This window comes from Pseudomonas sp. 2hn, assembly GCF_019646095.1.
Classification (GTDB): domain Bacteria; phylum Pseudomonadota; class Gammaproteobacteria; order Pseudomonadales; family Pseudomonadaceae; genus Aquipseudomonas; species Aquipseudomonas peradeniyensis.
Genome location: NZ_CP081016.1, coordinates 3,691,121 through 3,712,443 on the forward strand (window position 1 = coordinate 3,691,121; position 21,323 = coordinate 3,712,443).

A 21,323-nucleotide genomic window follows, 5' to 3' on the forward strand; every position below is an offset into this window, starting at 1 on the left:
AGCCCGCGCCCACCAGCGCGGGCTTTTTGCTTTATCATGGCCGCATTCATTTGCACGAGCCTTCCATGAAATTCGCCATCGCGGTCTTTTCCCCGGCCCATGCGCCCTCCTCGCGCCGCGCCTTGCGCTTTGCCGAGGCGGTGCTGGCCGGCGGGCATGAAATCGCCCGATTGTTCTTCTACCAGGATGGGGTGCACAGCGCCTCGGCCAATATCGTCACGCCCCAGGACGAACTGGATGTGGCCGCGCAGTGGCGCGCCTTCGTCAGCGACCACCGCCTGGACGCCGTGGTGTGCATCGCCGCGGCCCTGCGCCGGGGCGTGCTCGACGACACCGAGGCCAACCGCTACCAGCGCCCGGCGGTGAACCTGCCGATGCCGTGGGAGCTGTCCGGCCTGGGCCAGCTGCACGAAGCCGCGCAACTGGCCGACCGCCTGGTCTGCTTCGGAGGTGATTGAGATGGCCAAGTCCTTGCTGATCATCAGCCGCCAGGCGCCATGGAGCGGCCCGTCCGCCCGCGAGGCGCTGGACATCGCCCTGGCCGGTGGTGCCTTCGACCTGCCGCTGGGCATGCTGTTCCTCGATGACGGCGTGTTCCAGCTCGCCGCCGCGCAGCAACCCGATGCCCTGCAGCAGAAGAACCTGACCGCCAACCTCCAGGCCCTGCCGATGTTCGGGGTCGAGGAGCTGTTCGCCTGCGGTCACAGCCTGGCCCGCCGGGGGCTGGACGGCGACGCCCTGGCTCTGCCGGTCGAGGTGCTCGACGATAGTGCGCTGACCGCGCTGATTGCCCGTTTCGACCAGGTGGTGACGCTCTGATGACGACCCTGCATGTAATCGCCCACTCGCCCTTCGGTGACGAGCGCCTGGCCAGCTGCCTGCGCCTGCTGGGCCCGCAAGACGCGCTGCTGCTGTGCGGCGACGCCACCTACGCGCTCAAGGCCGGCAGCGAGCCGTTCGCCGCCCTGCAGGCCGCCAACCTCGGCGGGCGCCTGTTCGCCCTCGCCGAAGACCTGCAGGCCCGCGCCCTCGACAACCCGCTGGCCAAGGCCGTGGACTACGCCGCCTTCGTCGAGCTCTCCCTGCACCACGACAAGGTCAACAGCTGGCTATGAGTACCCTGACTGTCGGCGATCGCCACATCGCCCTGGACAAGGACGGCTTCCTGGTCGAGCTGCAGGACTGGTCCCACGAAGTCGCCGAGGCCCTCGCCACGCGCGAAAGCATCGCCCTGACCGCGGACCACTGGGAAATCCTCGAACTGCTGCGCCAGTTCTACCAGGAATACCAGCTGTCGCCGGCCACCCGCCCGCTGATCAAGTACACCGCGCTCAAGCTCGGTGCGGAAAAAGGCAACAGCCCGCACCTGAACCGCCTGTTCAATGGCACCCCCGCCAAACTCGCCGCCAAGCTGGCGGGCCTGCCCAAGCCGACCAACTGCATATGACCGAGCCACAGCTGAACGACGTACGCCCGCTGACCCTGGAAACCCCGGCCGAACACCCGTTCGCCGAATTCGTGCGCATCCTCGGCAAGGGCAAGCGCGGTGCCCGCGGCCTGACCCGCGAGGAGGCCCGCGCCGCCATGACCCTGCTGCTCGAAGGCAAGGTCGAGGACACCCAGCTGGGCGCCTTCCTGATGCTGCTGCGGCACAAGGAAGAAAGCGCCGAGGAGCTGGCCGGCTTCACCGAGGCCCTGCGCGCCAACCTGCAGGCGCCGCGCATCGCCGTCGACCTCGACTGGCCGAGCTACGCCGGCAAGAAGCGCCACCTGCCCTGGTACCTGCTGGCGGCCAAATGCCTGGCAGGCAATGGCGTGCGCATCCTGATGCACGGTGGTGGCGCCCATACCGCCGGGCGGCTGTACACCGAACAACTGCTCGACCTGCTGGACATCCCGCTCTGCCGTGACTGGACGGCTGTGGAGCAGGCCCTGGACAGTCGCCGACTGGCCTTCTTCCCGCTGCAGGACTGGGCACCGCAACTGCAACGCATGATCGACCTGCGCAACACCCTGGGCCTGCGCTCGCCCATCCACTCGCTGGCCCGGGTGCTCAACCCGCTTGCCGCCCGCTGCGGCCTGCAGAGCATCTTCCACCCCGGTTACCAGGCGGTGCACCGCGAAGCCAGCCGCCTGCTCGGCGATCATGCCGTGGTCATCAAGGGCGACGGTGGCGAGATCGAGGTTAACCCGGACGTCATCAGCCACCTGTACGGCACCTCGGCCGGCGAAGCCTGGGACGAGGAATGGCCGGCGCTCAGCGCCCAGCGCCATGTGAAGCCGGCCAGCCTGCAGCCCGAGCACCTGCTGGCGGTGTGGCGCGGCGAGGCGCAGGACAGCTACGGCGAACTGGCCGTGGTCGCGACCATGGCCCTGGCCCTGCGTGGGCTCGGCCAGGAGCGCGAGCAGGCGTTCAGCAAGGCCCGCGCCTACTGGGCCGCCCGCAAAGATATCGAATAAACCGATAGGAATAGGGCAGTCTTTTCGCTATTTATTCGAACGCTTTGCCCTAGACTGAGCTCCAACGACAAACGATTGTGTTTCGAGGAGCTCCGAGATGGGCCTTTTGATCGATGGCCGCTGGCATGACCAGTGGTACCAGAGCAGCAAGGATGGCGCCTTCCAGCGCGAGAATGCGCAGCGGCGCAACCCGCTGCCTGCCGCCGAAGCCGGCCGCTATCACCTGTATGTGTCGCTGGCCTGCCCGTGGGCGCACCGCACCCTGATTTTTCGCGCCCTCAAGGGCCTGGAGCCGTTGATCGATGTCTCGGTGGTCAGTTGGCTGATGGGCGAGCACGGCTGGACCTTCGACCAGCAGCAAGGCTCCAGTGGCGATCAGCTGGATGCGCTGCAGTACCTGCACCAGCGCTACACCCAGGACGATCCGCACTATACCGGGCGCGTGACCGTGCCGGTGCTGTGGGACAAGCAGGAGAAGCGTATCGTCAACAACGAGTCGGCCGAGATCATCCGCATCTTCAACAGCGCCTTCGACGGGCTGACCGGCAATACCCTGGATCTCTATCCCGAGCCGCTGCGGGCGACCATCGATGGGCTCAACGAGCGTATCTATCCGGCGGTGAACAACGGCGTGTACCGCGCCGGCTTCGCCACTTCGCAGGACGCCTACGAGACCGCCTTCGACGAGGTGTTCAATGAGCTGGATCATCTGGAAGGGCTGCTGGGTCGCCAGCGCTACCTGGCCGGCGAGTACCTGACCGAGGCCGATGTGCGCCTGTTCACCACGCTGGTGCGTTTCGATGCGGTGTACCACGGGCACTTCAAGTGCAACCTGCGCCGCCTGAGCGACTACCCGAACCTGTCCAACTGGCTGCGCGAGCTGTACCAGTGGCCGGGGGTGGCGGGTACGGTGAACATGGAGCATATCCAGAAGCACTATTACATGAGCCACAAGACCATCAACCCGAACGGGATCGTGCCCAAGGGGCCGTTGCAGGACTTTGGCTTGCCGCATGACCGGGAGCGGTTGTCGGGCAAGGGGATCTGGCAGAGAGGATGAAGACCCCACGTGGGAGCGGGCTTGCCCCGCGATGGCGCCGGATCAGGCAACAATGTTGCCGCCTCTGACGCTATCGCGGGGCAAGCCCGCTCCCACGTGGATCTACAACGTGCTCAGGCGTCCTGCGACCCTTCAAACCACGCCAGCTTCTCGCGCAGTTGCACCACTTCCCCAACGATCACCAAGGTCGGCGCATGCACTTCATGCCGCGCCACCAGCTCCGGCAGGTCAGCCAAGGTACCGGTGAACACCCGCTGATTACGCGTGGTCCCCTGCTGCACCAAGGCTGCCGGCGTGCTCGCCGCGCGCCCATGGCGGATCAACTCGGCACAGATGGTCGGCAACCCGACCAGCCCCATGTAGAACACCAGGGTCTGGGCCGGCGCCACCAGGTCATCCCAGGGCAGGTTGCTGGTGCCGTCCTTCAGGTGACCGGTAACGAAACGCACCGACTGGGCATAATCGCGATGAGTCAGCGGAATCCCGCCATAGGCGGAACAACCACTGGCCGCGGTGATGCCCGGCACCACCTGGAACGGGATACCCTCGTCCGCCAGCTCCTCGATCTCCTCGCCGCCACGGCCGAAGATGAACGGATCGCCACCCTTGAGCCGCAGCACACGCTTGCCCTGGCGGGCCAGGTCGACCAGCAGGCGGTTGATCTTGTCCTGTGGCACGGCGTGGTCGGCGCGGCGCTTGCCGACATAGATGCGCTCGGCGTCACGCCGGCACATCTCGATGATGGCCGGGGCCACCAGGCGGTCGTACAGCACCACATCGGCCTGCTGCATCAGGCGCAGGGCACGGAAGGTCAGCAGGTCCGGATCGCCCGGCCCCGCGCCCACCAGGTACACCTCGCCGCCCTGCTGCACCGGCGCGCCATCTACCAGCGCCTGCAACAGGCGCTCGGCCTCGGCGCCCTGCCCGGCCAGCTGGCGCTCGGCAACCGGGCCCTGGAACACGCTCTCCCAGAAGCCACGGCGCTGATTGACGTCCGGGTACAAGGCCTTGACCTTGTGCCGGAAACGCGCCGCCAGCCCGGCCAGCTCACCGTAGGCGGACGGGATCCAGGCTTCCAGCTTGGCGCGGATCAAGCGCGCCAGCACCGGCGCGTCGCCACCGCTGGAGACCGCCACCACCAGGGGTGAGCGGTCGACGATGGCGGGGAAGATCACCGTGCACAGGGCCGGGGCATCCACCACGTTGACCGGCAGGCTGCGCGCCTGGGCCTCGGCCGAGACCTGGGCGTTGAGCGCGGAGTCGTCGGTGGCCGCGATCACCAGGCGGCAGCCCTCCAGGTCGCTCGCCTGGTAGCCACGCACCAGCACCTCGCCACCGCCCTCGCGGGCCAGCGCGGCCAGCTGGCCGTCGACCTCCGGCGCCACCACCCGCAGCGCGGCGCCGGCATCGGCCAGCAGGCGCGCCTTGCGCAAGGCGATCTCGCCGCCGCCGACGACCAGCACACGGCCGCCCTGCAGCTTATGGAAAAGCGGCAGGTAGTCCATTCAGCGAATGACCTCGACGCCACCCATGTACGGCTTGAGCACCTCCGGCACGCGGATCGAACCGTCGGCCTGCTGGTAGTTCTCCAGCACCGCCACCAGGGTACGGCCGACCGCCAGGCCCGAACCGTTGAGGGTGTGCACCAGCTCCGGCTTGCCGGTTTCCGGGTTGCGCCAGCGCGCCTGCATGCGGCGCGCCTGGAAATCACCGCAGTTGGAGCAGGAGCTGATCTCGCGGTACTTGTCCTGGCTTGGGACCCACACTTCCAGGTCGTAGGTCTTCACCGCGCCGAAGCCCATGTCGCCAGTGCACAGCGCCAGCACGCGGTACGGCAGCTCCAGCAGCTGCAGCACGCGCTCGGCGTTGGCGGTCAGGCCTTCGAGGGCTTCCATGGATTTCGCCGGCTCGACGACCTGCACCATCTCGACCTTGTCGAACTGGTGCTGGCGGATCATGCCGCGGGTGTCGCGGCCCGAGGCGCCGGCTTCGCTGCGGAAGCACGGGGTGTGGGCGACCAGCTTCAGCGGCAGCTGCTTGGCGTCGAGGATCTCGCCAGCCACCAGGTTGGTCAGCGACACTTCGGCGGTCGGGATCAGGTAGAAGTCGGCTTCGCCTTCACGGCTGATCTTGAACAGGTCTTCCTCGAACTTCGGCAGCTGACCGGTGCCCTGCAGGGCCGGGGCCTGCACCAGGTACGGGGTGTAGTGTTCCTCGTAGCCGTGTTCGCCGGTGTGCAGGTTGATCATGAACTGCGCCAGGGCGCGGTGCAGGCGGGCAATCGGGCCGCGCAGCACGGCGAAGCGGGCGCCGGACAGCTTGGCCGCGGCCTCGAAGTCCAGGCCACCGCTGACTTCGCCCAGGGCGACGTGGTCCTTGATCTCGAAGTCGAAGGTGGCCGGGGTGCCCCAGCGGCGCACTTCGACGTTATCGTCTTCGCTGGCGCCGACCGGCACGCTGGCGTCCGGCAGGTTGGGGATGGTCAGCAGGATCGCGTCCAGCTCGGCCTGGATACCGTCCAGCTCGGTCTTGCCGGCGGCCAGTTCATTGGCCATGCGCTCGACGTCGGCCATCAGCGGCGCGATGTCCTCGCCCTTGGCCTTGGCCTGGCCGATCGATTTGGAACGGGCGTTACGCTCGGCCTGCAGTTGCTCGGTGCGGGTCTGCACCGATTTGCGGCGCTCTTCCAGCGATTCGATGCGCGCGACATCCAGGCTGAAGCCACGGGTGGCCAGGCGGTCCGCCACTGCCTGAAGTTCAGTGCGTAACTGTTTGGAATCGAGCATGTCGTTCTCTCGTTATGTGTAGATGTTGGTTCAGAATCGGGTCAGGGACAGGCCGGCCCAGGTCGCGAGCAGGCCGCCTACCACGCTGATAATGGTATAGCCCAAGGCCAACGGGACCTGCCCGCTTTCCATCAGGCGCACGGTATCGAGCGAGAAGGAGGAAAAAGTGGTCAAACCGCCGAGAAAGCCGACGATCAGCCCGGCGCGCAGCTCGACCGGCGCCAGCGGCTTGTGCAGGAACAACCCGTAGAGCAGACCAATCAGCAGGCAGCCGACCAGGTTGACCGCCAGCGTACCGGCATAGAAGTGCCGTGGCCAGTGGGCCGCGACCCAGTTGGCGGTGGCGAAGCGCAGCAGCGTACCGGCAATCCCGCCGGCGCTGACGGCAGCGATAAGTGCGATCACGGTTTTCTCCGCTGACGGGGGCTGTTGCGGTCCAGCTCGGCCAGGTGCTTGAGCTTCTCGCCGATCTTCAGCTCAAGCCCCCTCGGCACCGGCTGATAGTACTGGCGCGGCTCGAGCTGTTCGGGGAAATAGTCCTCGCCGGCGGCGTAGGCGTCCGGCTCGTCGTGGGCATAGCGGTACTCCTCGCCATAGCCCAGTTGCTTCATCAGTTTGGTCGGCGCGTTGCGCAGGTGCAGCGGCACTTCCAGCGAACCGTGCTCGGCGGCCTCGCGCAGGGCCGCCTTGAAGCCCATGTACACCGCGTTGCTCTTCGGCGCGCAGGCAATGTAGGTGATGGCCTGGGCCACCGCCAGCTCGCCTTCGGGGCTGCCCAGGCGCTCCTGCACGTCCCACGCCGCCAGGCACAGGCTCAGGGCGCGGGGGTCGGCATTGCCGATGTCCTCGCTGGCCATGCGCACCACCCGGCGGGCGATGTACAGCGGGTCGCAGCCACCGTCGAGCATGCGCGCGTACCAATACAGCGCACCGTCCGGATTGGAGCCGCGCACCGATTTGTGCAGCGCGGAAATCTGGTCGTAGAAGGCCTCGCCGCCCTTGTCGAAACGCCGGCGGCTGTCGCCGAGCAGGCTCTGCAGCAGCTCGACGCCGATTTCGCCGCCGTCTTCGGCCAGGTCCGAGGCATTCTCGAGGAAGTTGAGCATGCGCCGGCCATCGCCGTCGGCGGCGGCCATGAGCATCTTGAACGCCTCATCGCCCACCCGCAGGTTACGCTTGCCCAGGCCGCGCTCCTCGCTCAGGGCGCGATCGACCAGCTTGCGCAGCGCGGCCTCGTCCAGGCTCTTGAGCACGTAGACCCGCGCCCGCGACAGCAGCGCGTTGTTCAGCTCGAACGACGGATTCTCGGTGGTGGCGCCGATGAAGATCAGCGTGCCGTCCTCCACGTAGGGCAGGAAGGCGTCCTGTTGCGACTTGTTGAAGCGGTGCACCTCGTCGACGAACAGGATGGTGCGCCGGCCATACTGGCCGGCCTGCTGTTTCGCCACCTCGACCGCCTGGCGGATCTCCTTGACCCCGGCCAGCACCGCCGACACCGTTTCGAAGTGGGCGTCGCAGAACTGCGCCAGCAGCCGCGCCAGGGTGGTCTTGCCCACCCCAGGCGGCCCCCAGAAGATCATCGAGTGCAGCGCACCCTGCTCCAGTGCCTCGCGCAGCGGCTTGCCACGCGCCAGCAGGTGCTCCTGGCCGACGTACTCGTCCAGGTTGGACGGACGCAGGCGGGCGGCCAGGGGCTGGGCGACGGGTTCGCTTCGAAACAGGTCCATCACAGGCTCCGCTTACTCCTTGATGACGTCAGCGCCCTTGGGGATGTCGAACTGGAACTTGCTGTCCGGCACCGCCTGGTTGGCCTTGACGCCATTGAACAGGATGTTGGTGCGCTGGCCGACGCTGTCGATCAGCTGCATGTCATTGATCAGGCCCCGGCGGAACGACACGCGCAGCGAGTCGAACAGGGTGTCCTTGGTCTTGGGCTTCAAGGTGAAGTCCATCACTTCGCCCTGTTCCTTGGAGGTGATGTCGAAGCTCTGGCTGATCTTCGACACATCGCCGGACAGCAGCAGCGCCGGGGTCTGGTTCAGGCGCACGTCGAGCTTCTTGATGGTCGCCTGCTCGAGGTCCGGGTCCCACAGGGTGACGTTCTTGCCGTCGGACACCACGACCTGCTCCTGCGGCGCATCGGTGTGCCAGTAGAACAGGCCCGGGCGCTTGACGGTCATCTTGCCGTTGGTCTCCTGCAAGCTGGTGCCGCCGGCATCCAGGGTCAGCTGGGAGAAATTGGCTTCGATGGTCTGCGACTTTTCCAGCAATTGCGTCAGGCGCTGGACGTCCTGTTCACCGGCCTGGGCCGACAGGCTGGCCGTAGCCAGGGCAGAAACCAACAGCATGCGAATGGCGCGCATGGAAATCCTCATTGCACAGTGAAGGGGCCGGACGCCGTCAATGGCACCCGGCAGGTTGTTCATCAGTCGCGCGGGCCGCCCGGGGCAATCACTTCCCGAGAACCGTTGCTGTTCATCGGCGTGACCACGCCGGCCATTTCCATCGACTCGATCATCCGCGCGGCGCGGTTGTAGCCGATCTTGAGCTTGCGCTGCACCGCCGAGATCGACGCCCGGCGGCTTTCCAGCACGAACTGCACGGCTTCGTCGTAGAGCGCGTCGGCTTCCGGGTCGTCGCCATCGCCGCCGCCACCACCGCCACCGTCGAAGCCGCTGCCGGCCTCCTCGACGCCGTTGAGGATGTCATCGTTGTAGTCCGGCGCGCCGCGCAGCTTCCAGGCCTCGACCGTGCGATGCACCTCGTCGTCGGAAACGAACGCGCCATGCACGCGAATCGGCAGGCTGGTGCCCGGCGGCATGTAGAGCATGTCACCGTGGCCGAGCAGCTGTTCGGCGCCACCCTGGTCGATGATGGTCCGCGAGTCGATCTTGCTCGACACCTGGAACGCCATGCGGGTCGGGATGTTGGCCTTGATCAGGCCGGTGATCACGTCCACCGACGGGCGCTGGGTGGCCAGGATCAGGTGGATACCGGCGGCACGGGCCTTCTGGGCGATACGGGCGATCAGCTCTTCGACCTTCTTGCCGACGATCATCATCATGTCGGCGAATTCGTCGACCACCACCACGATGGTCGGCAGGGTGTTCAGCGCTGGCGGATCGTCGTCCATGCTCTCGCGACGGTACAGCGGGTCGTGGATGATCTCGCCGGCTTCCTGGGCGTCCTTGATCTTGCGGTTGAAGCCCGCCAGGTTGCGCACGCCCATGGCCGCCATCAGCTTGTAGCGGCGCTCCATCTCGGCGACGCTCCAGCGCAGGGCGTTGGCGGCGTCCTTCATGTCGGTGACCACCGGGCACAGCAGGTGCGGGATGCCTTCGTAGATCGACAGTTCGAGCATCTTCGGGTCGATCATGATCAGCCGCGCGTCTTCCGGGCCCGACTTGAACAGGATCGACAGGATCATCGCGTTCACACCCACCGACTTACCGGAACCGGTGGTACCGGCCACCAGCAGGTGCGGCATCTTGGCAAGGTCGGTGATCACCGGCTTGCCGCCGATGTCATGGCCCAGGGCCAGGGTGACCGGCGACTTGTTCTCGTCGAACTGCGGCGACGACAGCACCTCGGAGAAGCGCACCATCTGGCGGTTCTCGTTGGGGATCTCGATACCCACGGTGGTCTTGCCGGGAATGACCTCGACCACGCGCACGCTGGTCACCGCCAGCGAGCGCGCCAGGTCCTTGGCCAGGTTGGCGATACGGCTGACCTTGACGCCCGCGGCCGGCTGGATCTCGTAGCGGGTGATCACAGGGCCCGGGTGGATCGAGTCGACCGCGACTTCCACGCCGAATTCCTTGAGCTTGATCTCCAGCAACTGGCCGACGCCGGCCAGGGACTCCGGCGAGTACTCGATCTTTTTCTGCTCGGCCGGGTCGAGGATGGAAATCGACGGCAAGGTGCCTTCCACGGCGCTGTCGATGAACAGCGGTGCTTGTTTTTCCTTCATGACCCGCTTGCTCGGTTCCGGCGCCTTGTCCGCGGTCGGCGGGATGATCACCGGGGCGGCGGGCTGCGGGCGAGCCACCACGGTTTCGCGTGGCGCGACCGGGCGGGCCGGCGGCTCTTCGCGCATCACCACGGGCTCGGCGCGTTCACGCGGCTGCGGCTTGGCCGGCTCGCGCTTGTCGCCTTTGCCGCCCAGGTCGAAGACCGGATCGTCGACTTCACGCAGTTGGGCTTCCAGGCGCTTGCGTTCGTTGCGCGCCTCCCACCAGCGGTTGGCGGCGCCCTGCACCAGTTCGAACAGGTCGAGGGTGATCTTGCCGGTGAGGTCCATCACCTTGAACCACGACAGGTCGGTGAACACGGTCAGGCCGAACAGGAACAGGGCGATGAACATCAGCGTGCTGCCCTGCACGTTCAGCAGGTTGCGTGCCAGGTCGCCGAGGCTCTCGCCCAGGGCGCCACCGGCGGAAAACGGCATGCTCGCCGGCGGGTGGAAGTGGATATGCGCCAGCGCCGCGCCCGACAACACCAGGAACACCAGGCCGATCAGGCGCCAGGAGAACAGCCAGCCGCTCCACTGCCAGGGCTGGTGGCGCTCGCGGAAGATCTGCCAGGTCTTGATCGCCAGCAGCAGCGGGAAGATATAGGCAAAATAGCCGAGCACCATGAACAGGATGTCGGCGAAATAGGCCCCGGCGCGACCGGCGGCGTTCTGCACCTGCTCGGCGTTGCTGGTGTGGCTGAAGCCCGGGTCGGCGGTGTCGTAGGTGACCAGTGCCATCCACAGGTACAGGCACAGCGCGCCGACGGCGATCAGCGCACCTTCCTTCAGGCGGTAGTGCAGCTGTTGCCGCCACAGGGGCACTGGCAAGGGGGCTGGAGTTGCGGTGGATTTCTTCAAAACGCGTCTATTCCTGCGCGTGCTGCGCGTCCAATAGTGATTGGCCGGTCACTGGCCAATGAACCACTACTTTTAACATTACTGCCCGCCAGCCGCCATGGCGGCACGCCGTGTGGGGCGTGAACGGGGGCTACTTTCATATAGCTGCAATTTGAGCATGCATTTTCTTTTGTGACAAAGGCTTATGCTGTGTTTTTGCACAGGTGTGACAGCAAAAGCGCCAGATGGTGCCAAGTGACCTGGCAATGGCTGGGCAATGACCAAGGGTTTCGCCTGATCCGACGCCTTCGCGGGTAAACCCGCTCCCACAGGGTTATCGGCACGCCTGTGGGAGCGGGTTTACCCGCGAAGGCGCCACAGCAGTTGACCCTGCCAGGCACGCACGCCATGCTGCCCTCTCCCCTCCCCCGCCGCTCAAGAACCCCATGCTCACCTGGCTGACCCGCGACTCGCTGACCTTCCCGCCCCTGGAAAAGGCCCTGCACGATCCCAACGGCCTGCTCGCCGCCGGCGGCGACCTGACCCCGGACCGCCTGGTCGCGGCTTATCGCCATGGCTGCTTCCCCTGGTACCAGGACGGCCAGCCGATCCTCTGGTGGTCGCCCGACCCACGCACCGTGTTGTTCCCGGACGAACTGCACGTTTCGCGCTCGCTGGCCAAGCTGATCCGCCAGGGCCGCTACCAGGTGAGCTTCGACAGCGACTTCGCGGCGGTGATCGAGGCCTGCGCCGCGCCACGGGACTATGCCGACGGCACCTGGATCACCGACAACATGCGCGCCGCCTACTGCGAGCTGCACCGCCGCGGCATCGCCCATTCGGTGGAGGTGCGCCGCGATGGCGAGCTGGTCGGCGGCCTGTACGGCCTGGCCATGGGCCGACTGTTCTTCGGCGAGTCGATGTTCAGCCGCGCCGACAACGCCTCCAAGGTGGGCTTCGTGACGCTGGTCGAGCACCTCAGGCAGGCCGGCTTCGTGCTGATCGACTGCCAGATGCCTACCGACCACCTGCACAGCCTGGGCGCCCGCGCCATCAGCCGGGCCGACTTCGCCAGCCATCTGGCGCGGTACCTGGACCAGCCCAGCGGCGCCCGCTGGGTTGCCTAGGCGAGTTCCCGGAGCTGGCTTACACTTAGAGACAACGTCTCACCTAAGGGGTTGATCATGACAGAGCTGGCGCGGTTGAAGTTCTATGCCACTCAACCCCACTCCTGCAGCTACCTGCCGGATGAGCAGGCGACCACGCTGTTTCTCGACCCGAGCCAGCCGATGGACGTGCACGTCTATGCCGACCTGTCGGAAATGGGCTTTCGCCGCAGCGGCGATCACCTCTATCGCCCGCATTGCCAGCAATGCAACGCCTGCGTGCCGGCGCGCATTCCGGCGGCGCGCTTCATTCCCAACCGCCAGCAGCGCCGAATCCTCAAGCGCAACGCCGACCTGACCGTCACTGCCGCCCGCCCGTCCTTCAAGGAAGAATACTTCGACCTGTACCGGCGCTATATCGAGCAGCGCCACGCCGACGGCGACATGTACCCGCCCAGCCGCGACCAGTTCTCCACCTTTCTGGTCCGTGACCTGCCGTTCTGCTGGTTCTACGAGTTCCGCCTGGAGGGCCGGCTGCTGGCCGTGGCGGTGTGCGACCTGCTGCCCAACGGGCTGTCGGCGGTGTACACCTTCTACGAGCCCGACGAGGAGCGCCGCAGCCTGGGGCGCTATGCCATCCTCTGGCAGATCACCGAAGCCCTGCGCCAGGACCTCGAGGCGGTGTACCTCGGCTACTGGATCAAGAACTGCAAGAAGATGAACTACAAGACCCAGTATCGCCCCATCGAACTGCTGATCAACCAGCGCTGGGTCACCCTCAACTGAAAGGCATTGGCTTGAAACACAAATTTCGGGCATAATCCACGCCACTTTTTTTGCCCGGTGCAGTCGTGCGTCGGGCCATCACTGGATACCGAGGGCTTTACTGCATGTCGAAAGAAGACAGCTTCGAAATGGAAGGCACTGTCGTCGACACCCTGCCCAACACCATGTTCCGCGTGGAGTTGGAAAACGGGCACGTCGTTACCGCGCACATCTCTGGCAAGATGCGCAAGAACTACATCCGTATTCTCACTGGCGACAAGGTCCGCGTCGAACTGACGCCGTATGACCTGAGCAAGGGCCGCATCACCTACCGTGCGCGCTAAGCTCCAGCCATGAAAAAGCCCGGCCAATGTGCCGGGCTTTTTTTGTGGGCGCTGAAAAGCATCGCGGAGCAAGTCGCATCGGCGCACCGCCGCTCCCACGCCAGTAGAGATGGCGGGGGAGCGGGCTTGCCCCGCGATGGCATTACGCGACTTCAGCCGTGGTCTCGTAATCGAACACCAGCTCGCCATCGCGCAGGTCGACGTGTACCACGCCACCGTGCTCGGCCAGCTCGCCGAACAGGATCTCCTCGGCCAGCGGCCGCTTGATCTTGTCCTGGATCAGCCGTGCCATCGGCCGCGCGCCCATCTGCACGTCGTAGCCCGAGGCCGCCAGCCAGCCACGGGCGGCGTCGGTGACCTCCAGCAGCACACGCTTGTCTTCCAGCTGCGCCTGCAGTTCGATGAGGAACTTGTCGACGATGCTCTTGATCGTCTCGTGGGACAGGCGGCCGAACTGGATGATGGTGTCCAGGCGGTTGCGGAACTCCGGCGTGAAGCTCTTGCGGATGACCTCCATCGCGTCGGACGAGTGGTCCTGGTGGGTGAAGCCGATCGAGGCCCGCGCGGCGGTTTCGGCGCCGGCGTTGGTGGTCATGATCAGGATCACGTTGCGGAAGTCCGCCTTGCGCCCGTTGTTGTCGGTCAGGGTCCCGTGGTCCATCACCTGCAGCAGCAGGTTGAAGACTTCCGGGTGGGCCTTCTCGATCTCGTCGAGCAGCAGCACGCAGTGCGGTTGCTTGGTGATGGCCTCGGTCAGCAGACCGCCCTGGTCGAACCCGACATAGCCGGGCGGCGCACCGATCAGGCGCGACACGGTGTGCCGCTCCATGTACTCGGACATGTCGAAGCGCACCAGTTCCACGCCCAGGGCCTTGGCCAGCTGGCGGGCGGCCTCGGTCTTGCCCACGCCGGTGGGGCCGGCGAACAGGAACGAGCCGACCGGTTTGTCCGGCGCCTTGAGGCCGGCACGGGACAGCTTGATGGCGGTGGCCAGCGAGTCGATCGCCGCATCCTGGCCGAACACGGTCAGTTTCAGGTCACGCTCGAGGTTGCGCAGCAGTTCCTTGTCGGAGCTGGTGACGTGCTTCGGCGGAATCCGCGCGATCTTGGCGACGATGTCCTCGACCTGCGGCACGTCGATGCGCTTGACCCGATTGGCTTCCGGCTGCAGGCGCTGGTAGGCGCCGGCCTCGTCAATCACATCGATGGCCTTGTCCGGCATATGCCGGTCATTGATGTAGCGCGAGGCCAGTTCGGCGGCGGCGCGCAGGGCCTCGTCGCTGTACTCGATGTTGTGGTGGCTCTCGAAGCGGCCCTTCAGCCCGCGCAGGATGCCCACGGTGTCCTCCACCGATGGCTCGGTGACATCGACCTTCTGGAAGCGCCGCGCCAGGGCGCGGTCCTTCTCGAAGATGCCGCGGAATTCCTGGAAGGTGGTGGAGCCGATGCAACGGATCTCACCGGACGACAACAGTGGCTTGAGCAGGTTGGACGCATCCATCACGCCACCGGAAGCCGCGCCGGCGCCGATGATGGTGTGGATCTCGTCGATGAACAGGATCGCCTGCGGCCGCTTGCGCAGCTCGCCGAGCAGCGCCTTGAAGCGCTTCTCGAAGTCGCCGCGGTACTTGGTACCGGCCAGCAGCGCGCCAAGGTCAAGGGAGTAGACCACGCTCTGCGCCAGCAGGTCGGGGACCTGGCCGTCGACGATGCGCTTGGCCAGGCCTTCGGCGATGGCGGTCTTGCCCACGCCGGCCTCGCCGACCAGCAGCGGGTTGTTCTTGCGCCGGCGGGCGAGGATCTGCGCCACGCGCTCGACCTCCTGCTCGCGCCCGACCAGCGGGTCGATGCGCCCGGCCCGGGCCAGTTCGTTCAGGTTGCTGGCATAGGCGTCCAGCGGGTTGCTGGAAGACGACGCTTCGCCGCCCTCCTCGTCCTGCATGTCCTGCTCGCTTTCGTTGTGCGAACCATGGCCCGGCACCTTGCTGATGCCGTGGGCGATGTAGTTGACGACGTCGATGCGCGCCACGCTCTGCTGCTTGAGCAGAAACACCGCCTGGCTTTCCTGTTCGCTGAAGATCGCCACCAGCACGTTGGCGCCGGTCACTTCGCGCTTGCCGGAGCTCTGCACATGGAACACGGCACGCTGCAGCACACGCTGGAAGCCCAGGGTCGGTTGCGTCTCGCGGTCCTCGTCATGCACGGGGATCAGCGGGGTGGTCGAATCGATGAACTCCTGCAGGTCGTGCTTGAGTTTGTCGAGATTGGCGCCACAGGCGCGCAGAACGGTCGCGGCAGCCTCATTGTCAAGGAGTGCCAGCAGCAGATGTTCGACGGTCATGAACTCATGACGCTTCGAACGAGCCTCCTTGAAGGCCAGATTGAGGGTGACTTCGAGCTCGCGGTTTAACATAGCTTCACCTCATACCCAAGTGGTCGGCGATTAACCGTCCTTCTCGATTTCACAGAGTAGCGGATGCTGGCTTTCCCTGGCGTATTGGTTGACCTGCATGGCCTTTGTCTCGGCGATGTCACGGGTAAACAATCCGCATACTGCCCGCCCTTCGGTATGGACGGTCAGCATGATCTTCGTTGCCAGCTCGCGGTTCAGATTGAAGAACGTCTCGAGCACTTCGACGACGAAATCCATCGGCGTGTAGTCATCGTTGAACAAAACCACCTTGTACATCGGCGGCGCCTGCAGGATCGGCTTGGCCTCCTGGACGGCAAGGCCGGCGCCATCGTCCTCATGCCCGTCCTCGTTCGACTGCGGGCGATCCTGATTGAATGTTAGTCGAATCTCACTGAGTACATGCATGGAAAGAATTTCATCATGAGCGACAGGTTAAGGTTGTGGGTTGACCGCGCAGGCCTGTCCCGGCGCGGGCGCCGGCTGACCTTGACTATCGGCAAAACGGTGTTACAACCAATAAGAACCCACCGTGGTCGATAAAGATCCGCGCAGTCAACCAGATTTTCTCGCAAGGTTCGTATGCGGATGAAGTGGATGATACTCCAGTGATGGAGTCCTTTGCAGAGGGACATAGGGATGGCAAGCGGTAAAGTCAAGTGGTTCAACAATGCCAAGGGCTACGGATTCATCAACGAGGACGGCAAGACCGATGATCTGTTCGCCCACTATTCAGCGATCCAGATGGACGGTTACAAGACGCTGAAAGCCGGCCAGGCCGTGAACTTCGAGATCATCCAGGGCCCCAAAGGGCTGCACGCGACCGACATCAGAAGCGCCACCAGCAGCGTCCAGGCCAGCGCGACGAACCCGGGCAACACCATCGAAGTCTGATCCCCGACCCGTCTGCCGGTAAACGAAAAAACCGGTCGCCCCTTTAATAAAGAGGCGACCGGTTTTTTTGCCCCGCTTACATGTGCTTGATCAGCGCCTCGCCAAAGCCCGAGCTGCCGACCAGGGTCGCGCCCTCCATCAGGCGCTCGAAGTCGTAGGTCACGGTCTTGGCCGCGATGGCGCCATTGGTGCCCTTGATGATCAGATCGGCCGCCTCGGTCCAGCCCATGTGCCGCAGCATCATCTCGGCCGAGAGGATCACCGAGCCCGGGTTGACCTGGTCCTTGCCGGCGTACTTCGGCGCGGTGCCGTGGGTGGCCTCGAACATGGCCACGGTGTCCGACAGGTTGGCCCCCGGCGCGATGCCGATTCCGCCCACTTCCGCGGCCAGCGCGTCGGACAGGTAGTCGCCGTTGAGGTTGAGGGTGGCGATCACATCGTACTCGGCCGGACGCAGCAGGATCTGCTGGAGCATGGCGTCGGCGATGGCATCTTTTACGATCACCTCGCGGCCGGTTCTCGGGTTCTTGAACTTCATCCACGGGCCGCCATCGAGCAGTTCGGCGCCGAACTCGTCGCGCGCCACCTCGTAGCCCCAGTCCTTGAAGGCCCCTTCGGTGAACTTCATGATGTTGCCCTTGTGCACCAGGGTCAGCGACTTGCGGTCGTTGTCCACCACATACTGCAGGGCCTTGCGCACCAGGCGCTTGGTGCCCTCCTTCGAGACCGGCTTGACGCCGATGCCACAGTCCTGGTCGAAGCGGATCTTGGTGACGCCCATTTCCTCCTTGAGGAACTTGATCACCTTGTTCGCCTCGGGCGAACCGGCCTTCCACTCGATGCCGGCATAGATGTCCTCGGAGTTCTCGCGGAAGATCACCATGTCGACGTCACCCGGCTTTTTCACCGGGCTTGGCACGCCCTGGAACCAGACCACCGGCCGCAGGCACACATAAAGGTCGAGCTGCTGGCGCAGGGCCACGTTGAGCGAGCGGATGCCGCCGCCGACCGGGGTGGTCAGCGGCCCCTTGATCGACACCACGTAGTCGCGCACCGCATCCAGGGTTTCCTGGGGCAGCCAGGTGTCCTGGTCGTAGACCTGGGTGGCCTTCTCGCCAGCATACACCTCCATCCAGGCGATCTTGCGCTTGCCGCCATAGGCTTTCTGCACGGCGGCGTCGACTACCTTGATCATCACCGGCGAGACGTCCACGCCGATACCGTCGCCTTCGATGTAGGGAATGATGGGGTTATCGGGAACATTGAGCGAATGGTCTGCATTGACGGTGATCTTGGCACCATCAGACGGAACCTTGATTTTCTGGTATCCCATGCTGCACTACTCCGCTTTTCCTGGTGTGATTGGAAATCGTGCGATCCACTGAGCCTAAACCACATCTGCCGACCTGCAAGCTCGCTGCCACGACAGCCGAAAAAGGACTGGAAAATCCCCCTGGCAACCTGCGGCAACACGCCACATTGCTCCTACGTCTTTGGTCTTATAAATGCGCTGATACCACTTCGCCTTGCTGAATAGCCCAAAGGGTTTGATATACTCCGGCGCGACCATGGGGTCATCGGGGCGAACCCTAGGAAAATGCGGCTCGCCCTTGGTCATGAATGACCGCAAAGCCTGGGTTGTTACCGCGGCCCAGCACTTGACGCTCGACTGATGCATCCACCATCACCGCTCGCAGCCTCTCGACTTTCCGCTCATGGCGTCGCCAGGGCGAAGCGCCTACCCTGCGCACCTCGAGACTCGAGTACGCTCAGCACATAGAGAGTTAACCCGCATGCCCACCCGTTCCAAGATCATCTACACCTTCACCGACGAAGCCCCCGCCCTCGCCACCTACTCGCTGCTGCCGATCGTCGAGGCCTTCACCGCTTCGGCCGATATCGCCGTCGAAACCCGCGACATCTCCCTGGCCGGCCGTATCCTCGCCGCCTTCCCGGAGCAACTGGGCGCCGAGAAGCAGGTAGGCGATCACCTGGCGGAACTGGGCCAACTGGCGACCACTCCGGAAGCCAACATCATCAAGCTGCCGAACATCTCCGCCTCGGTTCCACAGCTGAAGGCCGCGATCAAGGAGCTGCAAGCCAAGGGCTTCAACATCCCTGACTACGCCGACGAGCCGGCCAGCGCCGAGGAAAAAGAATCCCGGGCCCGCTACGACCGCATCAAGGGCAGCGCCGTGAACCCGGTCCTGCGCGAAGGCAACTCCGACCGTCGCGCACCGCTGTCGGTCAAGAACTACGCACGCAAGCACCCGCACAAGATGGGCGCCTGGGCCGCCGACTCCAAGTCGCACGTTGCCCACATGACCCAGGGCGACTTCTACGGCAGCGAAAAAGCCGCGCTGATCGAGGCTGACGACAGCCTGCGCATCGAGCTGGTCGGTAAAGACGGCTCCACCACCGTCCTGAAAGAAAAAACCGCCGTCAAGGCCGCCGAAGTCATCGACTGCGCCACCCTGAGCCGCAAGGCCCTGAAAGCCTTCATCGCCGAGCAGATCGCCGATGCCAAGGCCTCCGGCGTACTGCTGTCGGTGCACCTGAAAGCCACCATGATGAAGGTCTCCGACCCGATCATGTTCGGCGTGATCGTCGAAGAGTTCTACAACGACGTGCTGGCCAAGCACGCCGCAGCCCTGGCTGAAGTCGGCTTCAACGCCAACAACGGCATCGGCGACCTGTACGCCCGCATCAAGGATCTGCCAGCTGAAAAGCAAGCCGAGATCGAAGCCGACATCCAGGCCCTGTACGCCGTTCGCCCGGCCCTGGCCATGGTCAACTCGGACAAAGGCATCACCAACCTGCACGTACCGAGCGACGTCATCGTCGACGCCTCGATGCCTGCGATGATCCGCGACTCGGGCAAGATGTGGAACACCGCCGGTGAACTGCAGGACGCCAAGGCGATCATCCCGGACCGCTGCTACGCCGGCATCTACCAGGCCACCATCGAAGACTGCAAGGCCAACGGCGCCTTCGATCCGACCACCATGGGCAGCGTGCCGAACGTCGGCCTGATGGCGCAAAAAGCCGAAGAGTACGGTTCCCACGACAAGACCTTCCAGATCAAGGCCGACGGCGTCGTGCGCGTGGTCGATGGCAAGGGCAAGGTCGTGCTGGAGCAGAACGTCGAAGCCGGTGACATCTTCCGCATGTGCCAGACCAAGGACGCGCCGATCCAGGACTGGGTCAAGCTGGCCGTCAACCGCGCCCGCCTGAGCAACACCCCGGCGGTGTTCTGGCTGGATCCGGCCCGCGCCCACGACGGCGTGATGATCGAGAAGGTGCAACAGTACCTGAAGGATCACGACACCTCCGGCCTGGACATCCGCATCCTGGCCCCGGTCGACGCCATCAAGTTCTCCCTGGCCCGCATCCGCGAAGGCAAGGACACCATCTCGGTGACCGGCAACGTGCTGCGCGACTACCTGACCGACCTGTTCCCGATCATGGAGCTGGGCACCAGCGCCAAGATGCTGTCGATCGTCCCGCTGATGAACGGCGGTGGCCTGTTCGAGACCGGCGCCGGCGGTTCGGCACCGAAGCACGTGCAGCAGCTGGTCGAAGAGAACTTCCTGCGCTGGGACTCGCTGGGTGAGTTCCTGGCCCTGGCCGCTTCCCTGGAGCACCTGGGCAACACCTACGATAACCCGCGCGCCAAGGTCCTGGCCAACACCCTGGACCAGGCCACCGGCAAGTTCCTCGACACCAACAAGTCGCCTTCGCGCAAGGTCGGCGGTATCGACAACCGTGGCAGCCACTTCTACCTGACCCTGTACTGGGCAGAAGCCCTGGCCGCCCAGACCGACGACGCCGCCCTGCAGGCGCGCTTCGCCCCGCTGGCCAAGACCCTGAGCGAGAACGAAGCGACCATCGTCGCCGAGCTCAACGCCGTCCAGGGCAAGCCGGCCGACATCGGTGGCTACTACGCCCCGGATGCCGAGCTGACCGCCAAGGTGATGCGCCCGAGCCAGACCCTGAACAACGCCATTGCCGCACTGTAAGGTTCGCTTGACGTAACAGCACAGACCCCGGCCACGCACCGGGGTTTGTGCTTTTTGAAGTTTGTGAAATCTCCCGTGGGAGCGGGCTTGCCCCGCGATTGCGCTGAACCTGTATGGGCGCAATCGCGGGGCAAGCCCGCTCCCACGCCCCCCGCCATGGAGCCCACTGCATGACCTGGCAACCCCACATCACCGTCGCCACCATCGTCGAGCACGACGGCAAGTTCCTCTTCGTCGAGGAGTTCAAGGCCGGCCAGCACGTATTCAACCAGCCCGCCGGCCACCTCGAAGCCAACGAAACCATCGCCCAGGCCGCCCTGCGCGAAACCCTCGAGGAAACCGCCTGGGAAGTCGAGCTCACCGGCGTGGTCGGCATCTACCTGTACACCGCACCCAGCAACGGAGTCACCTACCAGCGCATCTGCTTCGCCGCCCGCCCCGTACGCCATCATGCCGACCTGGCATTGGACAGCGACATCGTCCGCGCCGTGTGGCTGACCCGCGACGAATTGCTGGCCGAGCCGTCGCGCTGGCGTAGCGAGCTGGTACCGCGCTGCCTCGACGACTACCTGGCAGGCCCGCTGCACAGCCTCGAGCTGCTGCGCGACTGACGCCAGCCCGCGGGTTTGA

General features: G+C 65.1%; 21 protein-coding genes. 12 read left to right on the top strand and 9 right to left on the bottom strand.

Annotated elements, in window-relative coordinates; translation table 11 throughout:
• Positions 1-65: 65 nt before the first annotated feature.
• The 6 genes from tusD (at position 66) to K2O50_RS16685 (ending at position 3,520) form a co-directional block, all read left to right on the top strand.
• Positions 66-458 carry a sulfurtransferase complex subunit TusD gene (tusD, locus tag K2O50_RS16660; RefSeq protein WP_028692375.1) on the top strand — a complete coding sequence of 131 codons (393 nt, stop codon included), beginning with the start codon at positions 66-68 and terminating at the stop codon, positions 456-458.
• A gap of 1 nt (position 459) precedes the next feature.
• On the top strand, positions 460-819 hold the full coding sequence (tusC, locus tag K2O50_RS16665) for a sulfurtransferase complex subunit TusC (protein ID WP_050706344.1): 360 nt from the start codon (positions 460-462) through the stop codon (positions 817-819).
• Positions 819-1,115, top strand: coding sequence for a sulfurtransferase complex subunit TusB (tusB, locus tag K2O50_RS16670; protein ID WP_050706345.1), 297 nt, complete (start codon positions 819-821; stop codon positions 1,113-1,115). Before tusC ends, tusB begins: the two co-directional genes overlap by 1 nt.
• Positions 1,112-1,447 (top strand): TusE/DsrC/DsvC family sulfur relay protein, encoded by a 336-nt coding sequence (locus K2O50_RS16675; protein WP_028692378.1) that lies wholly within the window; start codon positions 1,112-1,114, stop codon positions 1,445-1,447. Before tusB ends, K2O50_RS16675 begins: the two co-directional genes overlap by 4 nt.
• 29 nt (positions 1,448-1,476) lie before the next feature.
• Positions 1,477-2,460, top strand: coding sequence for a glycosyl transferase family protein (locus K2O50_RS16680; protein ID WP_162232973.1), 984 nt, complete (start codon positions 1,477-1,479; stop codon positions 2,458-2,460).
• Positions 2,461-2,557: 97 nt separating this feature from the next.
• A complete protein-coding gene (locus K2O50_RS16685) occupies positions 2,558-3,520 on the top strand; it encodes a glutathione S-transferase family protein (protein ID WP_050706347.1) in 963 nt (320 codons plus the stop codon).
• A 113-nt stretch (positions 3,521-3,633) separates the two neighbouring features.
• Here K2O50_RS16685 and cysG read toward each other — a convergent pair whose 3' ends face one another.
• From cysG to K2O50_RS16715, 6 genes are all read right to left on the bottom strand, one after another.
• Positions 3,634-5,025 carry a siroheme synthase CysG gene (gene cysG / locus K2O50_RS16690; RefSeq protein ID WP_050706348.1) on the bottom strand — a complete coding sequence of 464 codons (1,392 nt, stop codon included), beginning with the start codon at positions 5,023-5,025 and terminating at the stop codon, positions 3,634-3,636.
• Positions 5,026-6,306: a serine--tRNA ligase gene (gene serS, locus K2O50_RS16695; protein WP_050706349.1), complete on the bottom strand. Its 1,281-nt coding sequence runs from the start codon at positions 6,304-6,306 to the stop codon at positions 5,026-5,028.
• Positions 6,307-6,336: 30 nt separating this feature from the next.
• Positions 6,337-6,711, bottom strand: coding sequence for a fluoride efflux transporter CrcB (crcB, locus tag K2O50_RS16700; RefSeq protein ID WP_028692383.1), 375 nt, complete (start codon positions 6,709-6,711; stop codon positions 6,337-6,339).
• Entirely contained in the window at positions 6,708-8,033 is a 1,326-nt protein-coding gene (locus K2O50_RS16705) for a replication-associated recombination protein A (RefSeq protein ID WP_050706350.1), read from the bottom strand. Before K2O50_RS16705 ends, crcB begins: the two co-directional genes overlap by 4 nt.
• Before the next feature lie 12 nt (positions 8,034-8,045).
• Positions 8,046-8,669, bottom strand: a complete 624-nt coding sequence (gene lolA / locus K2O50_RS16710) for an outer membrane lipoprotein chaperone LolA (protein ID WP_028692385.1) — start codon at positions 8,667-8,669, stop codon at positions 8,046-8,048.
• Between the two features lie 62 nt (positions 8,670-8,731).
• Positions 8,732-11,176: a DNA translocase FtsK gene (locus K2O50_RS16715; protein WP_162232972.1), complete on the bottom strand. Its 2,445-nt coding sequence runs from the start codon at positions 11,174-11,176 to the stop codon at positions 8,732-8,734.
• 425 nt (positions 11,177-11,601) lie between these two features.
• Between K2O50_RS16715 and aat the strand changes: the two genes are divergently transcribed.
• The 3 genes from aat to infA all read left to right on the top strand — a co-directional run bounded on the left by aat (position 11,602) and on the right by infA (position 13,370).
• On the top strand, positions 11,602-12,282 hold the full coding sequence (aat, locus tag K2O50_RS16720) for a leucyl/phenylalanyl-tRNA--protein transferase (RefSeq protein ID WP_050706359.1): 681 nt from the start codon (positions 11,602-11,604) through the stop codon (positions 12,280-12,282).
• 57 nt (positions 12,283-12,339) lie between these two features.
• On the top strand, positions 12,340-13,047 hold the full coding sequence (locus K2O50_RS16725; RefSeq protein ID WP_028692388.1) for an arginyltransferase: 708 nt from the start codon (positions 12,340-12,342) through the stop codon (positions 13,045-13,047).
• Positions 13,048-13,151: 104 nt separating this feature from the next.
• A complete protein-coding gene (gene infA, locus K2O50_RS16730; protein ID WP_002553999.1) occupies positions 13,152-13,370 on the top strand; it encodes a translation initiation factor IF-1 in 219 nt (72 codons plus the stop codon).
• Between the two features lie 142 nt (positions 13,371-13,512).
• Here infA and clpA read toward each other — a convergent pair whose 3' ends face one another.
• Both clpA and clpS read right to left on the bottom strand, forming a co-directional pair.
• Positions 13,513-15,783 (bottom strand): ATP-dependent Clp protease ATP-binding subunit ClpA, encoded by a 2,271-nt coding sequence (clpA, locus tag K2O50_RS16735; protein WP_050706360.1) that lies wholly within the window; start codon positions 15,781-15,783, stop codon positions 13,513-13,515.
• Positions 15,784-15,813: 30 nt separating this feature from the next.
• Complete coding sequence (clpS, locus tag K2O50_RS16740; protein WP_050706361.1) at positions 15,814-16,188, bottom strand: ATP-dependent Clp protease adapter ClpS; 375 nt, start codon at positions 16,186-16,188, stop codon at positions 15,814-15,816.
• Positions 16,189-16,419: 231 nt separating this feature from the next.
• Here clpS and cspD point away from each other — a divergent pair, with 231 nt between their 5' ends.
• The gene (gene cspD / locus K2O50_RS16745; protein WP_050706362.1) at positions 16,420-16,674 is read left to right on the top strand and encodes a cold shock domain-containing protein CspD; all 255 of its coding nucleotides are present in this window, start codon (positions 16,420-16,422) and stop codon (positions 16,672-16,674) included.
• 76 nt (positions 16,675-16,750) lie between these two features.
• Here cspD and icd read toward each other — a convergent pair whose 3' ends face one another.
• A complete protein-coding gene (gene icd, locus K2O50_RS16750; RefSeq protein WP_050706363.1) occupies positions 16,751-18,007 on the bottom strand; it encodes an NADP-dependent isocitrate dehydrogenase in 1,257 nt (418 codons plus the stop codon).
• 460 nt (positions 18,008-18,467) lie between these two features.
• On the opposite strand from icd, the gene K2O50_RS16755 reads away from it, so the two are divergent.
• Together K2O50_RS16755 and K2O50_RS16760 are read left to right on the top strand one after the other, a co-directional pair.
• The gene (locus tag K2O50_RS16755; protein WP_050706364.1) at positions 18,468-20,693 is read left to right on the top strand and encodes an NADP-dependent isocitrate dehydrogenase; all 2,226 of its coding nucleotides are present in this window, start codon (positions 18,468-18,470) and stop codon (positions 20,691-20,693) included.
• A gap of 170 nt (positions 20,694-20,863) precedes the next feature.
• Positions 20,864-21,304: an NUDIX hydrolase gene (locus K2O50_RS16760; protein WP_050706365.1), complete on the top strand. Its 441-nt coding sequence runs from the start codon at positions 20,864-20,866 to the stop codon at positions 21,302-21,304.
• The last annotated feature ends 19 nt before the right edge of the window (positions 21,305-21,323 follow it).

Bases quoted from the DNA above. Each gene is read 5' to 3' on its own strand.
- tusD (WP_028692375.1), top strand. From the start codon at position 66: ATGAAATTCGCCATCGCGGTCTTTTCCCCGGCCCATGCGCCCTCCTCG.
- tusC (WP_050706344.1), top strand. From the start codon at position 460: ATGGCCAAGTCCTTGCTGATCATCAGCCGCCAGGCGCCATGGAGCGGC.
- tusB (WP_050706345.1), top strand. From the start codon at position 819: ATGACGACCCTGCATGTAATCGCCCACTCGCCCTTCGGTGACGAGCGC.
- K2O50_RS16675 (WP_028692378.1), top strand. From the start codon at position 1,112: ATGAGTACCCTGACTGTCGGCGATCGCCACATCGCCCTGGACAAGGAC.
- K2O50_RS16685 (WP_050706347.1), top strand. From the start codon at position 2,558: ATGGGCCTTTTGATCGATGGCCGCTGGCATGACCAGTGGTACCAGAGC.
- cysG (WP_050706348.1), bottom strand. From the start codon at position 5,025: ATGGACTACCTGCCGCTTTTCCATAAGCTGCAGGGCGGCCGTGTGCTG.
- serS (WP_050706349.1), bottom strand. From the start codon at position 6,306: ATGCTCGATTCCAAACAGTTACGCACTGAACTTCAGGCAGTGGCGGAC.
- K2O50_RS16705 (WP_050706350.1), bottom strand. From the start codon at position 8,033: ATGGACCTGTTTCGAAGCGAACCCGTCGCCCAGCCCCTGGCCGCCCGC.
- lolA (WP_028692385.1), bottom strand. From the start codon at position 8,669: ATGCGCGCCATTCGCATGCTGTTGGTTTCTGCCCTGGCTACGGCCAGC.
- aat (WP_050706359.1), top strand. From the start codon at position 11,602: ATGCTCACCTGGCTGACCCGCGACTCGCTGACCTTCCCGCCCCTGGAA.
- K2O50_RS16725 (WP_028692388.1), top strand. From the start codon at position 12,340: ATGACAGAGCTGGCGCGGTTGAAGTTCTATGCCACTCAACCCCACTCC.
- infA (WP_002553999.1), top strand. From the start codon at position 13,152: ATGTCGAAAGAAGACAGCTTCGAAATGGAAGGCACTGTCGTCGACACC.
- clpA (WP_050706360.1), bottom strand. From the start codon at position 15,783: ATGTTAAACCGCGAGCTCGAAGTCACCCTCAATCTGGCCTTCAAGGAG.
- clpS (WP_050706361.1), bottom strand. From the start codon at position 16,188: ATGCATGTACTCAGTGAGATTCGACTAACATTCAATCAGGATCGCCCG.
- cspD (WP_050706362.1), top strand. From the start codon at position 16,420: ATGGCAAGCGGTAAAGTCAAGTGGTTCAACAATGCCAAGGGCTACGGA.
- icd (WP_050706363.1), bottom strand. From the start codon at position 18,007: ATGGGATACCAGAAAATCAAGGTTCCGTCTGATGGTGCCAAGATCACC.
- K2O50_RS16755 (WP_050706364.1), top strand. From the start codon at position 18,468: ATGCCCACCCGTTCCAAGATCATCTACACCTTCACCGACGAAGCCCCC.
- K2O50_RS16760 (WP_050706365.1), top strand. From the start codon at position 20,864: ATGACCTGGCAACCCCACATCACCGTCGCCACCATCGTCGAGCACGAC.